Origin of the sequence: Chryseobacterium indoltheticum (genome assembly GCF_003815915.1) — a bacterium.
GTDB lineage: Bacteria > Bacteroidota > Bacteroidia > Flavobacteriales > Weeksellaceae > Chryseobacterium > Chryseobacterium indoltheticum.
This window is the reverse complement of sequence record NZ_CP033929.1, coordinates 1,894,455-1,914,537: the sequence shown is the minus strand read 5'-3', so window position 1 is coordinate 1,914,537 and position 20,083 is coordinate 1,894,455. Positions and strand designations below refer to the sequence as shown.

General features: G+C 35.1%; 15 protein-coding genes. 2 read left to right on the top strand and 13 right to left on the bottom strand.

The window, feature by feature from the left end; genetic code table 11:
• Nucleotides 1-38: 38 nt before the first annotated feature.
• The 12 genes from EG358_RS08980 to EG358_RS08925 all read right to left on the bottom strand — a co-directional run bounded on the left by EG358_RS08980 (nucleotide 39) and on the right by EG358_RS08925 (nucleotide 14,895).
• Nucleotides 39-2,657, bottom strand: a complete 2,619-nt coding sequence (locus EG358_RS08980) for a T9SS-dependent M36 family metallopeptidase (protein ID WP_083677093.1) — start codon at nucleotides 2,655-2,657, stop codon at nucleotides 39-41.
• 144 nt (nucleotides 2,658-2,801) lie between these two features.
• Nucleotides 2,802-5,399 carry a T9SS-dependent M36 family metallopeptidase gene (locus EG358_RS08975; RefSeq protein ID WP_228421461.1) on the bottom strand — a complete coding sequence of 866 codons (2,598 nt, stop codon included), beginning with the start codon at nucleotides 5,397-5,399 and terminating at the stop codon, nucleotides 2,802-2,804.
• 434 nt (nucleotides 5,400-5,833) lie between these two features.
• Complete coding sequence (rpsA, locus tag EG358_RS08970; protein ID WP_076562239.1) at nucleotides 5,834-7,624, bottom strand: 30S ribosomal protein S1; 1,791 nt, start codon at nucleotides 7,622-7,624, stop codon at nucleotides 5,834-5,836.
• Nucleotides 7,625-7,883: 259 nt separating this feature from the next.
• Nucleotides 7,884-8,714, bottom strand: a complete 831-nt coding sequence (locus tag EG358_RS08965) for a hypothetical protein (RefSeq protein ID WP_076562240.1) — start codon at nucleotides 8,712-8,714, stop codon at nucleotides 7,884-7,886.
• Between the two features lie 2 nt (nucleotides 8,715-8,716).
• Nucleotides 8,717-9,559, bottom strand: a complete 843-nt coding sequence (locus EG358_RS08960; RefSeq protein ID WP_076562241.1) for a hypothetical protein — start codon at nucleotides 9,557-9,559, stop codon at nucleotides 8,717-8,719.
• Nucleotides 9,560-9,570: 11 nt separating this feature from the next.
• The gene (locus EG358_RS08955) at nucleotides 9,571-10,383 is read right to left on the bottom strand and encodes a hypothetical protein (protein ID WP_076562242.1); all 813 of its coding nucleotides are present in this window, start codon (nucleotides 10,381-10,383) and stop codon (nucleotides 9,571-9,573) included.
• Nucleotides 10,384-10,579: 196 nt separating this feature from the next.
• The gene (rluF, locus tag EG358_RS08950) at nucleotides 10,580-11,299 is read right to left on the bottom strand and encodes a 23S rRNA pseudouridine(2604) synthase RluF (RefSeq protein WP_076562243.1); all 720 of its coding nucleotides are present in this window, start codon (nucleotides 11,297-11,299) and stop codon (nucleotides 10,580-10,582) included.
• Nucleotides 11,299-11,892 (bottom strand): hypothetical protein, encoded by a 594-nt coding sequence (locus tag EG358_RS08945; protein WP_076562244.1) that lies wholly within the window; start codon nucleotides 11,890-11,892, stop codon nucleotides 11,299-11,301. Before EG358_RS08945 ends, rluF begins: the two co-directional genes overlap by 1 nt.
• On the bottom strand, nucleotides 11,885-12,586 hold the full coding sequence (gene truB, locus EG358_RS08940) for a tRNA pseudouridine(55) synthase TruB (protein ID WP_076562245.1): 702 nt from the start codon (nucleotides 12,584-12,586) through the stop codon (nucleotides 11,885-11,887). Before truB ends, EG358_RS08945 begins: the two co-directional genes overlap by 8 nt.
• A gap of 196 nt (nucleotides 12,587-12,782) precedes the next feature.
• Entirely contained in the window at nucleotides 12,783-13,601 is an 819-nt protein-coding gene (locus tag EG358_RS08935; protein ID WP_076562246.1) for an undecaprenyl-diphosphate phosphatase, read from the bottom strand.
• 98 nt (nucleotides 13,602-13,699) lie between these two features.
• Entirely contained in the window at nucleotides 13,700-13,996 is a 297-nt protein-coding gene (locus EG358_RS08930) for a DUF3098 domain-containing protein (RefSeq protein ID WP_076562247.1), read from the bottom strand.
• A gap of 2 nt (nucleotides 13,997-13,998) precedes the next feature.
• Entirely contained in the window at nucleotides 13,999-14,895 is an 897-nt protein-coding gene (locus EG358_RS08925; RefSeq protein WP_076562248.1) for a cell division protein FtsX, read from the bottom strand.
• Nucleotides 14,896-14,986: 91 nt separating this feature from the next.
• Here EG358_RS08925 and rsmA point away from each other — a divergent pair, with 91 nt between their 5' ends.
• Nucleotides 14,987-15,757: a 16S rRNA (adenine(1518)-N(6)/adenine(1519)-N(6))-dimethyltransferase RsmA gene (gene rsmA / locus EG358_RS08920; protein ID WP_076562249.1), complete on the top strand. Its 771-nt coding sequence runs from the start codon at nucleotides 14,987-14,989 to the stop codon at nucleotides 15,755-15,757.
• A gap of 54 nt (nucleotides 15,758-15,811) precedes the next feature.
• Here the strand turns inward: rsmA and EG358_RS08915 are convergent, their stop codons facing one another.
• A complete protein-coding gene (locus EG358_RS08915; RefSeq protein ID WP_076562261.1) occupies nucleotides 15,812-18,163 on the bottom strand; it encodes a choice-of-anchor L domain-containing protein in 2,352 nt (783 codons plus the stop codon).
• A gap of 304 nt (nucleotides 18,164-18,467) precedes the next feature.
• Between EG358_RS08915 and EG358_RS08910 the strand changes: the two genes are divergently transcribed.
• On the top strand, nucleotides 18,468-20,063 hold the full coding sequence (locus EG358_RS08910) for a peptide chain release factor 3 (protein ID WP_076562250.1): 1,596 nt from the start codon (nucleotides 18,468-18,470) through the stop codon (nucleotides 20,061-20,063).
• Nucleotides 20,064-20,083 lie beyond the last annotated feature (20 nt).

The following is a 20,083-nucleotide window of genomic DNA, read 5'->3' as shown; positions in this document are numbered from 1 at the left end:
AATTTCTGAGGTGATGATATAGATTGTTTTTTTGAGTTTTATTTTTTCACAATAATCCTTGAGCTCATGTCAACTCCGATTCCCTGTAGCTTTACGACATATACTCCATTTTCAAAATCTTTTGTAGAAACTGAAATTCTTGAATCCTGTGATGATCTGTTTTCTGAGACGATCAATTTTCCTGACATATCGTAAATCTGCAGATGAAGATTTCCGATGGTAAAATCTTTTAAATAAATAAAAAATTCATCTTTCGCCGGGTTAGGATAAATCGATATTAAACTTTTATCTATTGCAATATTTGAATTCCCTTCGGTACAGTCTTTAGGAATTGAAAAATCTTCTTTTTGATCGCTAATATTCATTTTATTTCCGGCCAAAGCATTCAAACCTAAACCTCTTTTTGCAAAGGTTTTCCATATCATACATCGGTCTTCTCCTTTGGTGGTCAACATTTCGGCATTTAATATCGCATTTCGCCCATCAATAAATGTAGGATTACAAGTCTGCAATTTTAGTGCATCTGTTACAAGCTGTAAAACTTTTGCGCTTCCGCTATTTTTATTGGCTAAGACATCAGAAGAATAGCCATATTTCGCAGCATATTGCCAATGAAGATCCCAAAGCATTGATGCCCAAATAAATCCGATGCTGTGTACATCGGGAACTATTTCACCATCTTCCTCGATTTCCATCCCGTTTGTTTTTCCGTAAGTATAATTATTAATAGAAAAATCAGGAGAGTATTTTGCAGATCTTAATCCGGCTTCTGTTGTAGATTGTCCACTCGCATAAGTCCCAACACTTCTTGCAACATTCGCATTATCTCCAGGTTTGTTAGTAAGCATTAATGCAAAAAAATCTGACCAACCTTCGCCCATTTGTTCTTTGCTTGCGGATTTTAGAAGACAAGTGTAACCGTTTCCAGTAAGTCTGTTTGAAATTCCATGTCCGTATTCATGAGTGATAATACCATTGTCGAAACTTCCGTCTGGTGTAATTGCAGTTGACGGATCGCTTTTCAAAGTAATATTGACCGTTAATGAATTATTTATTTGAGTTTTAATATATTCGCCTTCATCATTGGTTATCAAAACTGAAGGTATTGTAATTGTAGCATCTGTTCCGCCCATTGAAGATGGAAAGTTAGCAGCAGTAGGATTATTATAAATAATTGCAGCAATTGCGCCCGCGTTCTGAGCATTTTTTACTTTTAAAGCAAATGTGCAGCCCGAAGCTCCTCCTCTTTCAAGCAATCCGATTTTTCCGGCTAACGATCCTGCAGGTAATGCCGAACATCCATCAATTACAGAAGCTAAGTTTACGTCACCTGTCACACCTGTTCCATTGAGTTGGGATCCGAATTGGGCTGCGCTTGCCTTCGGAATCCTAGGAATTGCCGCTACAGGTGCATTATAAAAAACATATCTATTGATTGTCGACCAAAGATACATTTGCATCAAAGGATTTTTTCCGTCGGAAGGTGTTGTAAAATTGGCATTATTTAAAGATTTTCCATCCTGAGATTCTGCTACAACATAATCGTTTCCGGCTCCTCCTTTACCGAAATTATTCTGTTGAAAATTCCTTGCTGATTCTGTAAATCCAAATTGATAAAAAATATCATGTACCTTGTTATTAATATAAAATAAATTGGTGATTGCAGCATTTTGATTAAATGAAGGCGCGCCATTTATAGAAAAGGGGAAATCAAAATTCCTATTTACACCTCCGTCAGGAGAAAATCCCGGTTGGTCTTTGTTTGCTGTATCCTCATAAGCGTAGACATTATTTCCTCTTGTTATTGTATAATTTGTTGCTCCTGTAGAATGCCATCCTTCTGGTGAAGAAGCTAAAATCCACGGATTTGATACAATCGATCGGTTTCCAAAAGTAGGCGCCTCGATAGGTAATGGAAAAACATTATAACTCGCATTATCAGCAAGTTTTAAGAAAGATTTTTTTTGAAGATTTGACGATTCAGCAATATCTGAAATCATAGATCCTCCGGAATACGCATCTGAATGAAAATTACATGATAGATTAAGGTTGTCTTTTGAGATAATTTCACCTGAATTGGCATCTATCAGGATATTCCAATAGTTTGTAGAATATGGTTCTTGAAAAGAAAATTCGTAGGCAAGTCTTAAATTATTTTTCACCTCAACAAACATTAATCTTTGTCTTACAACATTTTTATGACCCGATTCTGCAGACGAATTACTAAGAATTTGAAAGTTTTTGATTTCTTCTTTTCCTAAAGTTACAGCAATATTTACAAGTGCTTTTTCTTTATTAATTGTTGCAATTTCTGAGGTTGAAATGTTGTAATTTTTCACAAAAGAATCTGAAAAATATACAATTTTATCGTTTTTAATGATTGCTGTCCCTAAAGCATTGTAAACCAGATAGCCTTTGAATTTTTGTTGAATTTTTACGATTTCTCCTTCTAAAGATTCGGATGTATCTATATTATCAATTTCAAAATCTCTTAAATCTGATTTTTTAAAATCTTTAGCTTGTGTGGCAAGAATATAATTATTTATCAGTCTCTTTTGTTGCTGAGAAAATACAGAATATGGAAATAAGATTAAAAAAGCCAATAGAAATTGTACACTTCTAACCTTTATTTTAGTAATAAAAATACAAATCATCATTTTCGCTATTAATATTTTATAAAAATAGTAACATTTTGTGAATATATATTTAAGATTAGCGGAAAAGAAAAATACTAATGTAAAAATAAAAAAGGCCATCTCAAGAATGAGACAGCCTTACAATTATTAAACTTAAAGAAACTATTATTTATTGATAATAACTTTTGAAGTAGTATCGATCCCTAAACCTTTTACTTTTACAAGGTAAGTTCCGTTGATCAATTTGCTTGTAGAAATTGCTTTTTTAGCTTCCGGAGAAATCTTATTTTCTGTAGAAATCAATTTTCCTGACATATCGTAAATCTCGACATCTACTTTTCCTAAAGTACTGCTTGGGAAATTGATATAAAACTCATTTTTCGCAGGATTTGGATAAATTGACACCCCAACATTTTTCACTGCACTTGTTTCTGAAGTAGAAAGCACACATTCAGCAGGAACAGTAAAGTCTTGCGTTTGATCATTGATACTTGTCTTACTTCCTGCAGAAGCATTTACTCCTAAACCTCTTTTAGCAAAAGTTCTCCAAATCATACATTTGTCTGCACCGCCTGTAGTAGCCATTTCTGCCTGTAAAATTGCATTTCTTCCATCAACGAATGTTGGGTTACAAGCTTGCAACTTCAACGCATCTGTTACCAATTGCAAAACTCTTGCGCTTCCGCTCGTAGTACTTGAGGTGACATTTGAAGCATATCCATATTTAGCAACATATTCCCAGTTTAAATCCCAAAGCATTGTTGCCCAAACAAACCCTATTGAATGTACATCCGGAACAATACCTTGACCGTTATTATACTCCATACCGTTGGTATCTGTATACGTATAATCATTAACTGCGAAGTCCGGAGAGTATTTTGCAGGTCTGATTCCGCTTCCCGTAATTCCCTGGCCTGAAGCATACGTTCCTATTCCTCTTGCAACAGAAGCATTATCTCCCGGCTTGTTGGTTAACATTAAAGCAAAAAAGTCTGACCAACCTTCACCCATTTGCTCTTTACTAGATCCTGAATTCAAACAATTGTAACCAGTTCCTGTTAATCTATTAGAAATACCATGTCCGTACTCATGAGAAACGATGCCGTTATCAAAACTTCCGTCATATTTTGCATCTAATCTCAAATCAACATTCACAGGTGTGTTTGCGGCTAATTTGGCTTTGATGTATTCTCCTTCCGAATTGGTAATCAAAATAGAAGGAATTGTAACTGTAGCATCTGTACCACCCATATTACCCAGTGTAGAACCATTAGCAACATTATTGTAAATAATAACTCCTGTAGCTCCTGCATTTTGAGCATTTTTCACTTTTGATGCGAAGGTACATGTTGAAACACCGCCTCTTTCTATCAATCCTATTTTACCCGCTAATTCTCCGGCAGGTAATGCTGTACATCCGTCAATTACACTTGCCAATTTTACGTCTCCTGTAATTCCCATATCATCTAATGGCTGACCAAACTGTGCAACACCACCGTTTACGACTCTTGAAGTAGCATCTGTCGGAGCATTATAAAATAACACACGGTTTGAGCCTATCCAAAGATACATCTGCATTACCGGATTATAATTATCCGGATAAGATGCGAAGTTGGCATTGTTATAACCACCTCCGTCTTGAGATTGTGCAAAAACTTCGTCATCATCTAATCCTCCGTTACCAAAATTGTTACTTTGGAAATTTCTTGCTGCTTCTGTAAATCCGAATTTATAGAATACATCATGCATCATATTACTTATATAAAATAAGTTGGTTGTAGCAGCTGATAAATTATTAATTGCTTTTGTATTGGGATCATACGGGAAATTAAAATTCCTCGTAGCACCGCCATCGGGAGAGCTTCCAAAAGTGGCCTCATCATCGTCCTTGTCATCATAAGCATACGCATTATTTCCTCTTGTGATTGTATAATGTGTAACCCCGTTAGAATGCCATCCTTCAGGAGATGAAGTAAGAATCCAAGGGTTGGTTATTAAACTTCTCGCTGCGAATGTTGGTGCTTCAACAGGTAAAGCAAAAACATTATATGAGGCATTATCTGCAGACAATAATAAACTGTTATTATTATCAGGATAATATTCTTTATTTTGAGGTAAAGCTACCGCCTGCGACTCGTGAGAATATGCATCTTCGTGAAAATTACACGATAAATTAAGATTCAATTTACTGATTACCTCTCCTGAATTGGCATCAATAACGTAGTTCCAGTGGTTGGAAGTTTTTGGCTCATGAACCAAAAATTCGTAAGCTAATTTTAGATTTCCTTTTTCATCAGAACTATAAACCAATCTCTGTTTTGCTGCGACATGTTTGTTTTGTCCTTGTTGAAAGAAATCTAAAAGTGGCAGATCTGAGATTTCATTTTTACCAAGATCAGCAGCAATTTTATCTAGTGCTGCTTTTTTACTTAAAGAGGCAGTCGCCGAACCGGTACTTTTATAATCCTTAATAAAGTTATCATTAAAGTAAGTCACAGTGTTATTCTTAACTAAAACTGTAGCCACTGTACCATATACAGGAAGCCCATTATAGGTCTGCTGAATTTTTACTACATCACTACTTAATGATTTTGATGAATCAACATTATCAATTACAAATTGATTAAGATCTGATTTTTTATATTCCCTTAATTTATTTTGAGAAATATAGTTTTTAATCAGCACTTCATTCGACTGAGCAAATGATATTGATGGTATTGCTGCGAAAACTGCAATAACAAGAGGTAGAATTACTTTTTTCATTTCTATAATTAAAGGTGCAAATGTATAATTAATTCCTAACCGCTGATACCATTAATTAAAATATTTATTAATTCCCTAACATAACGTCAATTAATATATAAACAATTAATTATCAGTAATTTAAAATTGAAATTCACAGAAGTACAATTACAACTTATTGATTATCAATACCACACACTTAACACTCAGTGGCTTTTGATACCAATTTAACACCCGAAATGAACAGTTTTAGAAAATAAATTCCCTTAATAATATTTTTAAATTCACTCTTATAAACTAATATGATTTTAATAAAGCATAAATACTATTCTTAGCTCCTCTGAAAGTTAATAAGCTGTAAAGTTTAATATTTACTATGAACAAACTCATTCATTATCGTAAATAAAAAAAACCACTCTTTCGAGTGGTTCTTATGATAAAAAATGATTGTCGGCTTATTTACCTCCTTCCATTTTCTTTTTCAATTCTGCTAAAGCATCGATGTCTCCAAGAGTTGATCTTTCTTCGTTGTTTGAAGAAGAAGATACATTTCTGTTAGAAGATTCTTTCACATTCTTTTTCTCTTCGTCTCTGAAGATACCTGTGTGAGAAACTACTACTCTCTTGAATTCTTTGTTGAATTCGATTACTTTAAACTGAGCATCTTCACCTTTCTTGATTTTAGATCCGTCTTCCTTCTCTAATAATCTTGATGGGCAGAAAGCTTCAACTTCAGCATCTTCGAATTGTACAGAAGCACCTTTATCGTGTACTTCTACAGCTTTACCAGCGTGTACAGTTCCTTCAGCATATTTAGTTTCAAATTTATCCCAAGGGTTTTCCTGAAGTTGTTTGTGACCTAGAGATAATCTTCTAGCCTGGATGTCTAATTCTAGAACTACAACATCTAATTTATCACCAACTGCACAGAACTCAGATGGGTGCTTGATTTTCTTAGTCCAAGAAAGATCAGAGATATAGATTAATCCATCAATACCTTCTTCCAATTCTACAAATACACCGAAGTTTGTAAAGTTTCTTACAGTTCCAACATGTTGAGAACCTACTGGATACTTAGTTTCGATATTTTCCCATGGATCTTTAGATAATTGTTTCATACCTAAAGAGATTTTTCTGTCTTCTCTATCAAGAGTAAGTACTTCAGCTTCCACTTCGTCACCTACTTTTACGAAATCTCCTGCGCTTCTCAAATGAGTAGACCAAGACATTTCAGAAACGTGAATTAATCCTTCTACACCTGGAGCGATTTCTACGAATGCACCATAGTCAGCAAGAACTACTACTTTTCCTTTTACTTTATCACCAACTTTCATGTCAGCAGAAAGAGCATCCCAAGGATGAGCTTCTAATTGCTTCATACCTAACTGGATTCTTGTTTTCTCGTCATCAAAATCAAGGATAACCACTTTTACAGTTTGACCGTCTTCCAAGATTTCTGATGGATGGTTAACTCTAGACCAAGAAAGGTCTGTAATGTGGATAAGACCATCAACACCTCCAAGATCAATGAATACACCGTAAGAAGTAATATTCTTAACAGTACCTTCAAGAACCTGACCTTTTTCAAGCTGAGCGATGATTTCTTTTTTCTGACCTTCGATATCTGCTTCGATCAATGCTTTGTGAGATACTACTACGTTTTTGAACTCTGGGTTGATTTTCACAACTTTGAACTCCATAGTTTTACCTACAAACTGATCGTAATCTTTGATTGGCTTAACGTCGATTTGAGAACCTGGTAAGAATGCTTCGATACCGTGAACGTCAACGATCATACCACCTTTAGTTCTAGACTTAACAAAACCGTTAACGATTTCTCCAGTTTCGTGAAGTTCGTTTACTCTATCCCAAGCTTTAAGCGTTCTAGCTTTTCTGTGAGATAACTGTAACTGTCCTGTTTTGTCTTCTCTTCTGTCAACCATTACTTCCACATCATCACCTACTTTTAGGCCTGGGTTGTAACGGAATTCGTTAAGAGAAATAACACCTTCAGATTTGAAATCGATGTCTACGATAGCTTCTTTGTCAGTTAATCTTACAACTTTACCAGTGATAACGTCGTTATCGTTTAAGCTGCTAAGAGATCCGTTATAGATTTCTTCAAGATCACTTTTTTCTTTTCTAGCATCTGCATCAAGACCAGATTCGAAAGAATCCCAATCAAATTGTTCCGGTGCTACGTTTTGGTTTAATAAAACCTCTGCTGAATTTGTCTCTTTTGACATTTTCTAATAAAATTTGTATTCCTTCTTTTTTAATGGTCCGAATAAATGTGGTTTCAAAAAATACGGAAGTAATTAATTTATAATAATTTACCTTTTCAGACCTGTCCACAAAAAGTGACTGCAAAATTACAAAAAAAACTCGAATCTGCAATTATGTTTTCATTTGAATTAATAGGTATATTTTAGATTAAATAAAAACAGATGAGCATTACACTCATCCGTTAAAAAAACACAAATTGTGATGAAAATCACATTACTTTTAATTAAGAGACTCTACAACCGTCGTATTAAGAGATATTTTTGATAAAAAACTACTCATATTTTCGCAGGCATTTCCATTATCTGACCTTGTAGCCGGGCCTCCGTAGATAATTTTCTGCGTTGGTAAATTAGTCGTTGAAGATATATTTCGTGCCATTACTTTTATCGTATGGTTACCGACAGAAAGATTATTGACGACACCATTTAAAATAAATTTATGCCATGAGCACGTGAAATCTTCTTTTTGCTTATGGTATTTTCTAACAACAACAAGTATGTCATCAACAAAAATACCGACAGCATACTCATAATACTGATTTTTTGAGGCATCGAGCTGCGTCATACCTTCTACTGTAAAAGCAAAAGAATTACGGGTTCTGGTGAAAATTTTTGAATCTGTTATCCCAAGAGAAACCCATCCTGCTGTACCCGAGCCTAAATTAATAGATCCGGAATTAAAACCTGTAATAACGGTAGGTGCATTAGCAGAAACAGAACTTGTATTAACTAAATCAAGCTTGGGCTGAAGTTGCTCTTTTGTATACAAGGCATTCCACCTGTCAACTTCGAAATACGTTATTGTTTGTGGTAAAGACGATGTAGGATTGGTATTAAAAACAATATTACCATTTTGAGGGCTCGGCACAGTAATTACATCCATATTGGATGTTAAAGGAATTCTTGGAAGCAAAAACCCTTTTTTGTCCGAATCTAATTTTAAAACAGCCGTATTATCTAAAGCTGCTACGCTTTTATCTGTAATTACAACTTGTGAAAGACTCACAGTATAGAAAGCCGTTAAAAGAATTATATTAAATATTTTTTTCATGATCAGTAAGGTAATGGTTGGTTGATTAAGACGATGGCACTTATCTTTGCTTCATCATTTGAGATGTTACTGCAACTTGCCGCTTTTTTTCCATAATTAATAGTTGCGGTTGTTGTACTGGATCTATTCATTACTGCAAGCTTTATATGATGAGTATCTACACTGAGATTATTTACGAGCCCGGTAATGGTAAACTCCTGGAATGCACATGCGTTATCTACATTCATCGTAGCCGATTTTGAGGAAATCAGTTTATCGTCTACGAAAATCCCCAAACCATAAGTAACACTTTCATTATTCGATGATGTATTATTTAATTGTAGCATCCCCGTGAAAGTAACAACGGTATTATTTGTAGGTCTGTCAATTACAAAATTGAACGCTGAAGCATCAGTAATCTCTACCCAGGGCGACGCCAAAAGACTTCCGTTTACAAATGAACTCACCGACGCAGCATCTGCCGGATAATTGTTGGTAGAAACACCGTTATTATAAATTTTAGAATAATATTTGGTAATTCCTAAAAGCAAATTGATATTAGCTGAGCTAAAGTAAAATACCCATTTTGCGCCGTCCCAGTAATACAACCCTTTTCCACCCGGAAAGCCTGCATTTGTATTATACACCAACAGAGATTCTGTAGGTTTAGCAATCATAAAACTATAATCGGCAACATTATTAGGATTCAATGAAACTTTTGGTAACATAAAACCTTTATTACCCGACACCAGATCCAAAATTGCAGATTCGTTCGGTGTACTCGTTCCTATCCCTACCGATGCAGTTTGTGCGTACAAATTGATTCCTATTATTAAAGAGAGGAATACTAAATAATTTTTTTTCATTGATTTGTGTTTTAAGATTTTTCGGTTAATGTGATAAACATGTTTATCTTAGACATATCGGTATTTATAGAAGATGAGGCTGCACCACCAAACTTCCAGATGGTAGCGTTAGAATAATTATTTACCCTCATTGTAACGTACGTTTTTATTGTATGGTTACCCAAACTAAGATTCTTGAACACAGAATTGATCGAGAAGAAATCATATTGAAATGTTCGACCGTAATTGGAAGAATAATTTCTCACACCCGCAAGTTTGCCATCTACAAAAATACCAACAGCATACGTGTAAGTGTTTACGGTACTCACATTGGTATTGTTAGCCTGAACCATACCTTCTGTGAGCACAAAAACGGTATTATTAGTCTGGGTAATGTTAATATTTTTGGAAAGACCGGGCACTTCAGTCCAAACTGAGCCTGGTAAAGAGTTTTCAGCATACATCAATGCTCCGGAGAGCGTACTCAGATCAACGGCTGAGGAGCTTGATGTACTGTAAGAAACCGACAAACCAAGCAGCGAATAGATATTTTGAGAATCAACAAGCTCATTCCATTTATTAACCTCCCAAAAGTTGAATCCTTTTTTTCCGGGAGCTTTATTATAAGCTAATAATCCTAGACTTGGAGTCGTAGTCACGGGTGAAGCGAGATTGAGATTGGGAATACTAAGATTAGGAATCAGGACTCCTTTGTTAGAAGAATAAGTTTTGAGAAGGAGATCATTTTCAATAATCTCGGTACCTATCCCTACTTGAGCACTTGTGCTCTGAAAAAAAAGCAGATAGAAAACCACTGCCTCGGCTAGAAGTATTTTTTTCATCATTGTGTATTAAAATTAAAGTTGTGTTTTTATTATTATCTACAGAACCTCTAAGTAAACTACTTTTAAGATTCTGTAAATACTAACACTGCAAATCTATATAATTTAATACGATCTAATTCAAAAAATACCAATTTATTTTCACTTCATCGAGAAATTCAATAATGCGTTGGATTTCAATAGATAAGTCTGAATATCATCAATACGTTTTGCTGGAGTCTTCCAAGAGATTATTCAGAGTACAAAATTCTTCAGGAGTGAGATCTCTCCATTTACCTAAAGGAATATCGAGCTTGATATTCATGATTCTTATACGCTTCAGCTTTTTTACTTCATAACCCAGAAATTCACACATCCTTCTGATCTGACGGTTGAGTCCCTGCGTTAAAACAATACGAAAGGTCATATCATTAATTTTTTCCACTTCACATTTCTTAGTGATTGTATCTAAAATCGGAACACCGTTTCGCATTTTCTCCAAAAATTTTGGATTGATAGGCTTATCTACTCTTACCAGATATTCTTTTTCATTATTATTTTTTGATCGCAGTATTTTGTTGACAATATCACCATCATTTGTCAGTAAAATCAAACCCTCGCTCGGCTTGTCTAATCTTCCTATCGGGAAAATTCTCTGCGGATGATTAATGTACTCTATAATATTGTCTCTTTCACGTTTTGTATCTGTAGTACAAACAATTCCTACAGGCTTATTGAAAGCAATATAAACTGGCTTTTCCTGAGATTCGCGTATTGGTTTTCCGTCAACTTCTACAACGTCTTCATCAGAAACTTTTGTTCCCAGTTCCGGAATCTGGCCGTTTATTTTTATTCTTCCTTCTTCCAAAAGCTTATCTGCGGCTCTTCTTGAGCAATAACCAACTTCTGAAAGATATTTGTTTATACGTGTTTTTTCCATTATTCTATTCCTTCTACTGTGTAATTTTTGTTGCTGAAAATTGTGATTCCATAACTTAAACCTATAAATAAGGTATTTGATCTTGATGCCTGCAATGTCTCAAAAACAAGCCCGCCTTCCTGACTCAGTCTTTTTGAATACGCTACCTGAAGTCCTAACTTTAAACCCCAAAACTCAGAATTGGAAATTACAGAGCTGTTGATCTGTTTGCCATAAGTAACATCAATAAAAAATGCTTCATCACCTGGATTAAAAATAAATTTTGGCTGAATCAACCAATACATCAGATGAAAATTCGGATCAATGTAACTGTATTTCAAACCTGTACCCACTGCAAAGTTAGGAAGAAAATTATATCCTCCCACTGCAGAAATTCCATATGTAAAATCATTGGGAAGATACGGTGAAACATAATTCTGATAATATTGAGAATCGGCATTTTGGTTTCTCTTGCTTTGATTTTTCACATTATATCCTACATTTAAAGTCGGATTAAAATAAAAATTCATCTTCGGCTTCTTTGAATCTTCAACTTGAGAAGACACTGTTATTGACGACAGTAAAACAAGAATAACTAGTAAATTTTTAATCATAATTTTCAAATCTGTATTCGTTTTCTAAAAAGTCGCTGGTCGCATCTTCTATTTTGTAATCGCCTATTTTTGTTCTTCTCAATTGGGTAAGATACGCACCAACACCCAATTCATGACCAATATCGTGCGCCAAACTTCTGATGTAAGTTCCTTTTGAACAGCCTACCGTAAAACTCACCAAAGGAAAATTGATCTCAACATCTTTTATATAATGAATGGTTGTTTTTCTGGATTTCATTTCAACCTCCTCTCCTGCTCTGGCCAAATTGTAGGCTCTTGCTCCGTCAATTCTGATCGCTGAAAAAATGGGTGGTTTCTGATCTATTTCGCCTAAAAACTTTTCTAAAGCTATTTTTACATCCTCTTCAGTAACATTTGAAATATCCTGATGAAGAATTTCGGGTTTTTCGGTGTCGTAGGATTCGGTTTGTACGCCTATTTTTATTTCTGTCCAATATTCTTTTGGAGCATCCTGAATTTCCGATATTTTTTTGGTGAATTTGCCACAACAAACGATTAATAATCCTGTTGCTCGTGGATCTAAAGTTCCGGCATGACCGATTTTAAACTTTTTCGGAAGATCAAATTCTCGTTTTAGCTTATATTTCATTTTATTGACCGCCTGAAAAGAAGTCCAATCCAAAGGTTTGTCTAATAAAAATATGTGTCCTGATTGTAATTGCTCGGCAGTCATTATGGGTTGGAGAGTTTTAGAGTTTTAGAGTTTCGGTAACTGAATTTTATTTAATGGCAAATATTACTGTAGAGGCCACTTTGCAGCCCGGCTTGAACGGAGCTCTTTTTGCCGCAGCGAAGCGGAGGCAAAAAAGCGGGAGTGGAAGACGGAAATAGCTGCCCAAATCAATAAATAATAGGTAATGAGTAATTTTTTATTTAAAATAATAAAAATAAATTAACAAAGCAATTCCTACAAAAATACGGTACCAACCCCAAGGTTTGAAGCCATATTTGTTTAAAACTCCGATAAATGCTTTGATGGCGATCAATGCGACAATAAATGCTACGATATTACCCACAATAAAAATAGTGATGTGATCCTGAGATTCCAGAATCATCTCATACCCTTTCATAGGATTGGCGGTTTCTTTACCCCAAGTTTTTACAAAAACTGAATAGACAGTCACCGCCAACATTGTAGGCACCGCTAAAAAGAAAGAAAATTCTGCCGCTGCTTTTCGTGACAAACCCTGCGTCATTCCTCCAATAATTGAAGCTGCACTTCTACTCGTTCCGGGCATCATCGCAAGACACTGCCAGAAACCAATGGTCACTGCTTTTTTTATGGAGATATCTTTTTCGTCATTAATAACAGGATTTTTAAACCATTTATCGGCAAACAACAAAACGACTCCACCTAAAACCAACACCGAGGAAATGGCAATCTGATTTCCCAGAACAGCCTCGATCATATCGTCAAAAATATATCCTAAAACCAAAGCCGGAATCACCGCAAAACCCAATTTATAATAAAACTTAAGGTTTTTGAAGTCAAAAAACTTTTTCCAATAAGCGACAACTACCGATAAAATAGCCCCAAACTGTATGGAAACCTGAAACATTTTTAAGAATTCTGTTTCTTCTAAGCCCATCAAACTGGCGGTAAAGCCCATGTGAGCAGTTGATGAAATGGGTAAATATTCTGTAAGACCTTCTATGATGGCAATGATTATTGCTTTGATTAAATCCATTTTTGTTTAATTCAAAATATATTAAAAGATTAAAAACAGTAAAAGATTCAAATTAATATTCAAATCTTTTATGCCTTACTCTTTATTTGTAAAAATTTTTATTTCCTCTTTAAAATTGCGTAGACCTCAATCACAAAACCAGTCACCACAAGAAGCGGAGCAATTCTGATTCTTCTTATTGAAAAAATGTCATCGTTCCAGACATTCGGATCAAGTTTTCCGTTTACTGTATTGGCGTCAGGTCCCATCATCAGAAGAAAACCAACTACAATACACGCAAGACCAATCAGCATCCATTTGAAATTCTGCTTACCGAAGTAAAACGTATTTTCGTCGGAAACTTTTGTTTCGTTACCAAAATCTGATGCCGAAAATTTATTTGTTTTTTTGCTCATTTTTAAGAATAGTATAAATCGTCAACATTCGATCTTAAGAACCTCCATGTTGCAATAATTGTACTTAGTACGGTGATGAATAAACCAACACCAAATATAGAAACCACCAGCCAAATATACTGATTCGTATCTTGTACGAACGGTGTTTTGATCGCTGTTGTAAAATAATACCAAACTCCGAATAGTGCCAAAAGACCGATAAACGAACCAATAGCTCCTAAAACAACAGCTTCTATGATAAAAGGCTTCAAAATAAATCGTCTTTTTGCTCCTACCAACTGCATGGTTTTGATAATAAATCTTTTTGAAAAAACTTTCAGACGAATTGAATTGTTAATCAATACAATTGCTAAAACCAGGAACAATACACAAAATGCCAAAATCCATTTTAAAATTTTATTCAAGTTATCGTATATCTTCTGCGAATCTGAATCGTTCTTCACATCGACAATCCCGGGAACGGCTTTAATCTGCGTTAAAACAGCACCTATTTTGGTAGAATCTGTATACTGAGGCTTTAAGGCAATCTCAACAGAAGCAGGAAAAATATCTTCTTCGAATAATGCTTCACTATTGATTCCTAAGCTTTTTTTTGCTTCACTGGAAGCCATTTTTTTTGATATATAAGTGGTACGCTTTACAGATTCCATTTTTTGTATCTGCTGTACAGCATCCGATTCTTGTTTTGCTATTTTAGCAGAATCTTTAGCATCGTAGTTTTCATCAAAATAAGCATTTACAACAAGCTGCTCTTTCAAATAATCGGAATATTTTTGAGCATTGATTAAAATAAGCCCCATTAATCCCAACAAAAACAGCACTAAAGCGATACTTACTACGACAGTAATATTGCTGGATCGAAGCCTTTTCTTATTAAACTCATCTACAGATTTAGCCATTAATATTAAAATTTTTGGCTAAATTAGAAAAAATCTTCCGAAATTTGGGACGAATTAGAGAAAATCATTGTTAACAAAATCATAAAAAACTTTGAGTGTAAAAGCAAAAAAACATCTCGGTCAACATTTCTTGACCGACGAAAATATCGCCAAAAAAATTGTAGAAGGATTAAGCTTTGAAAACTACGGAAACGTACTCGAAGTAGGCCCCGGAATGGGTGTTCTCACCAAATACCTGATCGAAAAAGAGCAAAAAATATATCTTGCCGAGATCGATACAGAATCTATTGAATATCTGAAAAAGCATTACGAAAAAATCACGGAGGAAACCTTTGTAGGTGACTTTCTAAAGCATGATTTTGCAGGTCTCAATAATGAGCAAATCGCTGTTATCGGAAATTTCCCCTATAATATTTCTTCACAGATTTTATTTAAAATCATTGATCATTACGAGCAGATCCCTGAAATGGTAGGAATGTTTCAGAAGGAAGTTGCTGAAAGAACTGCCGCCGTACCACGAACAAAAGATTACGGAATACTGTCTGTTTTAATTCAGGCTTATTATGACGTAAAATACCTTTTTACGGTACACGAAAATGTTTTTAACCCGCCTCCGAAAGTAAAATCGGGAGTTATAAGACTGACCAGAAATCCTAAAGAAGGTCTTGGTGGAAACGAAATCCTGTTTAAGCAGATCGTAAAAGCAGGATTTAATCAGCGAAGAAAAAAATTATCTAATTCACTGAAAGTTCTGAATATTCCTGAAGCATTGAAAACTCATGAATTCTTAGATAAAAGAGCTGAAGAGCTCAGTGTAGCAGATTTTATTTCTTTCACCACACTTTGGAAAGAAAATCAATAAATAAAAAATGCCTTTCAGATCTGAAAGGCATTTTTTATTGTTTAATATTGAGAATTACTCTCTGTTTTTCAACATAATCCAACCCGATTGGTTCATCTGAGTTTTAGATTTATTGTATTCGAAATTGAATTTGTACCAATACGTTGCAGTCGGCAATCTTTTTCCGCCTACAGTTCCGTTCCAGATTGGTGTTTCTTTTGAGAACTTAAACATTTCAACACCGTATCTGTCATAGATAGAACCATTGAAGTTTTTGAAAGTTGCTAAAGAAGTAAGATCTAAAACATCATTTACGCCATCCTGATTCGGTGTAATTACATTATTGATATGAAGTGTAAAGAATTCTACAGAACCATTACAGCTTGTACCTTTTATTCTAACTCTTACCGTGTAATTTGTATTATTTAAAAGACCCGGAAAAACATTAGAATCCTGCCAAAGAACACCGTTATCAACAGAATACTCAAGTGTTTGAGGAATATTGTTGATGGATGGAGTGTACGCAGTCACCGTTAAAGTATTATTTGAATAATCAAGATTCGTGACATACGGCAAAGCAGCCGCCTGTACTTTCACTTTAAACTCTTCCTGGCAAACTCCGTTATTTATGACCACGCTGTATATACCCAACTCATCAGCAACTATTGTCTGAGTAGTTTCACCTGTATTCCATAAGTATGTATAGTTATCTCCGGCTCCGGCGTCTAAAACAAAAGTGTCTCCTACACACATTTCAACATCTAATAATGGAGATGTAATCGCTGGAATAACTTCTATTCTTATTTTTGCAGGCTGAAGAGATTTACAGCCTTTTGTTCCGATTGCATATACTGTAAAGTCAGTAGATTGATACAGTGTAACTGTTTGAGTATCTCCACTACCTCCAAAATTACTCCAAAGATATGTTACTCCTCCTGAAGCTGTAAGAGTGATTGATTCACCGGCACAAATTCTAAACTGCGATGCAGCAAGGTTTGCAACAGGTGTTTCTTCTCTTTGCAGAGTAAGCTCTACAAGTTTACTACAAAAACCACCGTTTGAAACAACAACATGTAAAATCTGGCCGTCTGTACCGTTGTAGTTGTAAATGTCTGCTATAAAATTGTTGTTTTGAGCTAATGCATCTGCCTGGTTTTCATAAAAATGAAACGTTGCTGTTTGCCAATCAGTACTGATTGAAGCTTTCGTCCCATTTAAATTAAATGAAGTTACATCGGGTGTCGTACATAATAAATAAGTTCCATTATGTGCTTCGGGAGTAGTTCCGCCATGAATTACAATTGATGCACTTCCGGGACAAGGATTTCCCGGAACACTTACTTCAATTTTATAAGTTCCCGGCTGTACTGCGGTAATAGTATTTGTAGTAGCACCAGGTATTACTGTTCCATTTAAAAACCATTTATAAATTAAATTTGGACCATCGGTTGATGCCGTAATTACTTGTGGCTCATTATCACAAACATTAATTTCTGCCGGTAATTGAGCTCCCGCAGGATCCAATAAATTAACACCGATATCAAATGAACCTGCTTCTAAAAAAACAGCAGAACCGTAACTACTGTCTCTCGCATCAGCTACGACCATCTTGATGTGGTAAGATTGTCCCGGAATCACTGTTGCTTCAGCAGTAAGAGGCGCTGTAGTACCATTATAATTTGTTGCATTTGGCGATAATGATCCAAAATACTGATCATTGATAGGTCCACAAGCAAAACTTCCAGGAAGAATATTTGGAACAGAAACAGGTCCTGCGCCAGCAGGTAAAACTGCTAAATTTGTATAAGTAGAACCTGGTGTATTAGGTTTCAGTAATAAAGCGAATGCATCATCATACTGTGTTGGAGGACAGGGAAAGTTACCTTCGTATTCTTCAGATGCAAAAATATATCTGAACTTCATCTGAGAACTTGTCGGCACGAAGTCAAATTCTAAAATAGCCGCATTATTAATTTGTGTAGTCACCCCAATAGCTGCAATAAGATCAGGATCACTTCCTCCACCATTACCATCACTTAAAGTGAAATCTTCAAGTACATTACCCGCCTTTCTTGCGAATCCTGTCGTCAAGACAATTCCTTCTTCAAAAGGAAAAGTTGAAGTTGATTTATTAAAATAACCCCAAAATCTGTCGTCATTGGTAACGGGTTGATTGGGACTCACTGTAACGTTAGAAATATTTGGGGTTCCACAAGAGCCCGAAGTTCCTACCAAAACATCTGTAACGAGTTGCGTAGGAGTATAATTGCTTTCGGGATAAGGAGCAACATTTACATCGATATAGTCTCCTGCTTTTTTTGAATTTGAATTAATTTCCTTAATAGGTTTTCTCGATTGAATTTTTTGTGCATAAAAAGTATTGGTAGCGAATAAAAATAAAGAAAACAGAAGTATATATCTCTTCATAATAATATTTTTCAACAAATTTAATAGTTTTTTGCGTTTATCATACATTTACCTGCAATTTTTTACCTGAATTTAAAATTTTAACAATATTAAAATTACTCACATTTATATGAGATTTGGTTTAAAATAAAATTAATCAATCAGAATTCTTAATAACAGAACAGATTTTTACTATTAGAAACAGCATCAAAAATTAACTATTTACGAAACTCAGCATCCATCTGAAAACCAATTTTAAACAATCATAAAATGTGATTTTCAGAATTCGATTAAATTCACGATTTTTGCAAATTCAAAATACGATATGTCAGACTTAATCAAAGAAATAGAAAAAAGAAAAACCTTCGGAATTATCTCTCACCCCGATGCCGGAAAAACCACTCTTACCGAAAAACTACTGCTTTTCGGAGGTGCTATTCAGGAAGCAGGTGCGGTAAAATCGAATAAAATAAAGAAAGGAGCTACTTCCGATTTCATGGAAATTGAGCGCCAAAGAGGAATCTCGGTGGCAACTTCTGTATTGGCTTTTGAATACAGAAATCATAAGATCAATATTTTAGATACTCCGGGTCACAAAGATTTTGCAGAAGATACGTATAGAACTTTAACTGCCGTAGATTCTGTAATTGTTGTGATTGACGTTGCAAAAGGAGTTGAGGAACAGACCGAAAAGCTTGTAAAAGTCTGCAGAATGAGAAACATCCCAATGTTGGTCTTCATCAATAAGCTTGACCGTGAAGGTAAAGATGCTTTCGATTTGCTGGATGAAGTTGAGCAGAAATTGGGATTAACGGTTTGTCCACTTTCTTTACCTATTGGTATGGGTGCAGATTTTCAGGGAATTTATAATATCTGGGAAGACAACATTCAGTTATTTTTAGAAGAGAAAAAACAGAAAGTAGGTGATGCGATTAAGTTTGATGACATTAATGATTCTAAAATTGATGAAGTTATCGGTGAGAAAGCAGCAAAAAACTTAAGAGAAGAGCTCGATTTGATACAGTCTGTTTACCCTGAGTTTAATCGTGAAGATTATATGAAAGGAGATTTGCAGCCCGTTTTCTTTGGTTCGGCTTTAAATAATTTTGGAGTTCGCGAATTATTGGATGCTTTTATCGACATTGCACCGATGCCGCAACCAAAAGAAAGCGATACCCGTTTGGTAAAACCCGAAGAAAGTACTTTCACAGGATTTGTATTTAAAATCCACGCCAATATGGATCCTAAACATAGAGACAGACTGGCTTTCGTAAAAATTGTTTCGGGAGTTTTCAAAAGAAACGAAAATTATCTATTGGTAAGAGAAGGTAAGAAAATGAAATTCTCTTCTCCGAATGCATTCTTCGCAGATAAAAAAGAAGTAGTTGACGAAAGTTTCCCCGGAGATATCGTTGGCCTTCACGATACGGGAAGTTTCAGAATTGGAGATACCTTAACCGGAGGTGAAAAATTAAGCTTTAAAGGTATTCCTAGCTTCTCTCCTGAACATTTCAGATATATCAACAATAACGATCCTCTGAAAGCAAAACAATTGGCAAAAGGTATCGATCAATTGATGGATGAAGGTGTTGCGCAGCTGTTTACACTTGAAATGAACAACAGAAAAATCATTGGAACAGTGGGTGCACTTCAGTACGAAGTAATTCAGTATCGTCTGGAGCACGAATATGGTGCTAAATGTACTTATGAACCCCTTTCTATGCACAAAGCATGTTGGGTGGAAGCTGATGAAAAGTCTGATGAATTCAAAGAATTTGCAAGATTAAAACAGAGATTTTTGGCAAGAGATAAGTATAATCAATTGGTTTTCCTGGCAGATTCATCGTTCACCATTCACATGACGCAGGAAAAGTTTCCGAATGTGAAGCTGCATTTTATCAGTGAATTTCAGAACGCTTAATCAATTAATTTAAGTCAGTT

Bases quoted from the DNA above. Each gene is read 5' to 3' on its own strand.
- EG358_RS08960 (WP_076562241.1), bottom strand. From the start codon at position 9,559: ATGAAAAAAAATTATTTAGTATTCCTCTCTTTAATAATAGGAATCAAT.
- EG358_RS08965 (WP_076562240.1), bottom strand. From the start codon at position 8,714: ATGAAAAAAATATTTAATATAATTCTTTTAACGGCTTTCTATACTGTG.
- EG358_RS08945 (WP_076562244.1), bottom strand. From the start codon at position 11,892: ATGATTAAAAATTTACTAGTTATTCTTGTTTTACTGTCGTCAATAACA.
- EG358_RS08980 (WP_083677093.1), bottom strand. From the start codon at position 2,657: ATGATGATTTGTATTTTTATTACTAAAATAAAGGTTAGAAGTGTACAA.
- truB (WP_076562245.1), bottom strand. From the start codon at position 12,586: ATGACTGCCGAGCAATTACAATCAGGACACATATTTTTATTAGACAAA.
- rpsA (WP_076562239.1), bottom strand. From the start codon at position 7,624: ATGTCAAAAGAGACAAATTCAGCAGAGGTTTTATTAAACCAAAACGTA.
- EG358_RS08910 (WP_076562250.1), top strand. From the start codon at position 18,468: ATGTCAGACTTAATCAAAGAAATAGAAAAAAGAAAAACCTTCGGAATT.
- EG358_RS08935 (WP_076562246.1), bottom strand. From the start codon at position 13,601: ATGGATTTAATCAAAGCAATAATCATTGCCATCATAGAAGGTCTTACA.
- EG358_RS08925 (WP_076562248.1), bottom strand. From the start codon at position 14,895: ATGGCTAAATCTGTAGATGAGTTTAATAAGAAAAGGCTTCGATCCAGC.
- rluF (WP_076562243.1), bottom strand. From the start codon at position 11,299: ATGGAAAAAACACGTATAAACAAATATCTTTCAGAAGTTGGTTATTGC.
- EG358_RS08930 (WP_076562247.1), bottom strand. From the start codon at position 13,996: ATGAGCAAAAAAACAAATAAATTTTCGGCATCAGATTTTGGTAACGAA.
- EG358_RS08975 (WP_228421461.1), bottom strand. From the start codon at position 5,399: ATGAAAAAAGTAATTCTACCTCTTGTTATTGCAGTTTTCGCAGCAATA.
- EG358_RS08955 (WP_076562242.1), bottom strand. From the start codon at position 10,383: ATGATGAAAAAAATACTTCTAGCCGAGGCAGTGGTTTTCTATCTGCTT.
- EG358_RS08915 (WP_076562261.1), bottom strand. From the start codon at position 18,163: ATGAAGAGATATATACTTCTGTTTTCTTTATTTTTATTCGCTACCAAT.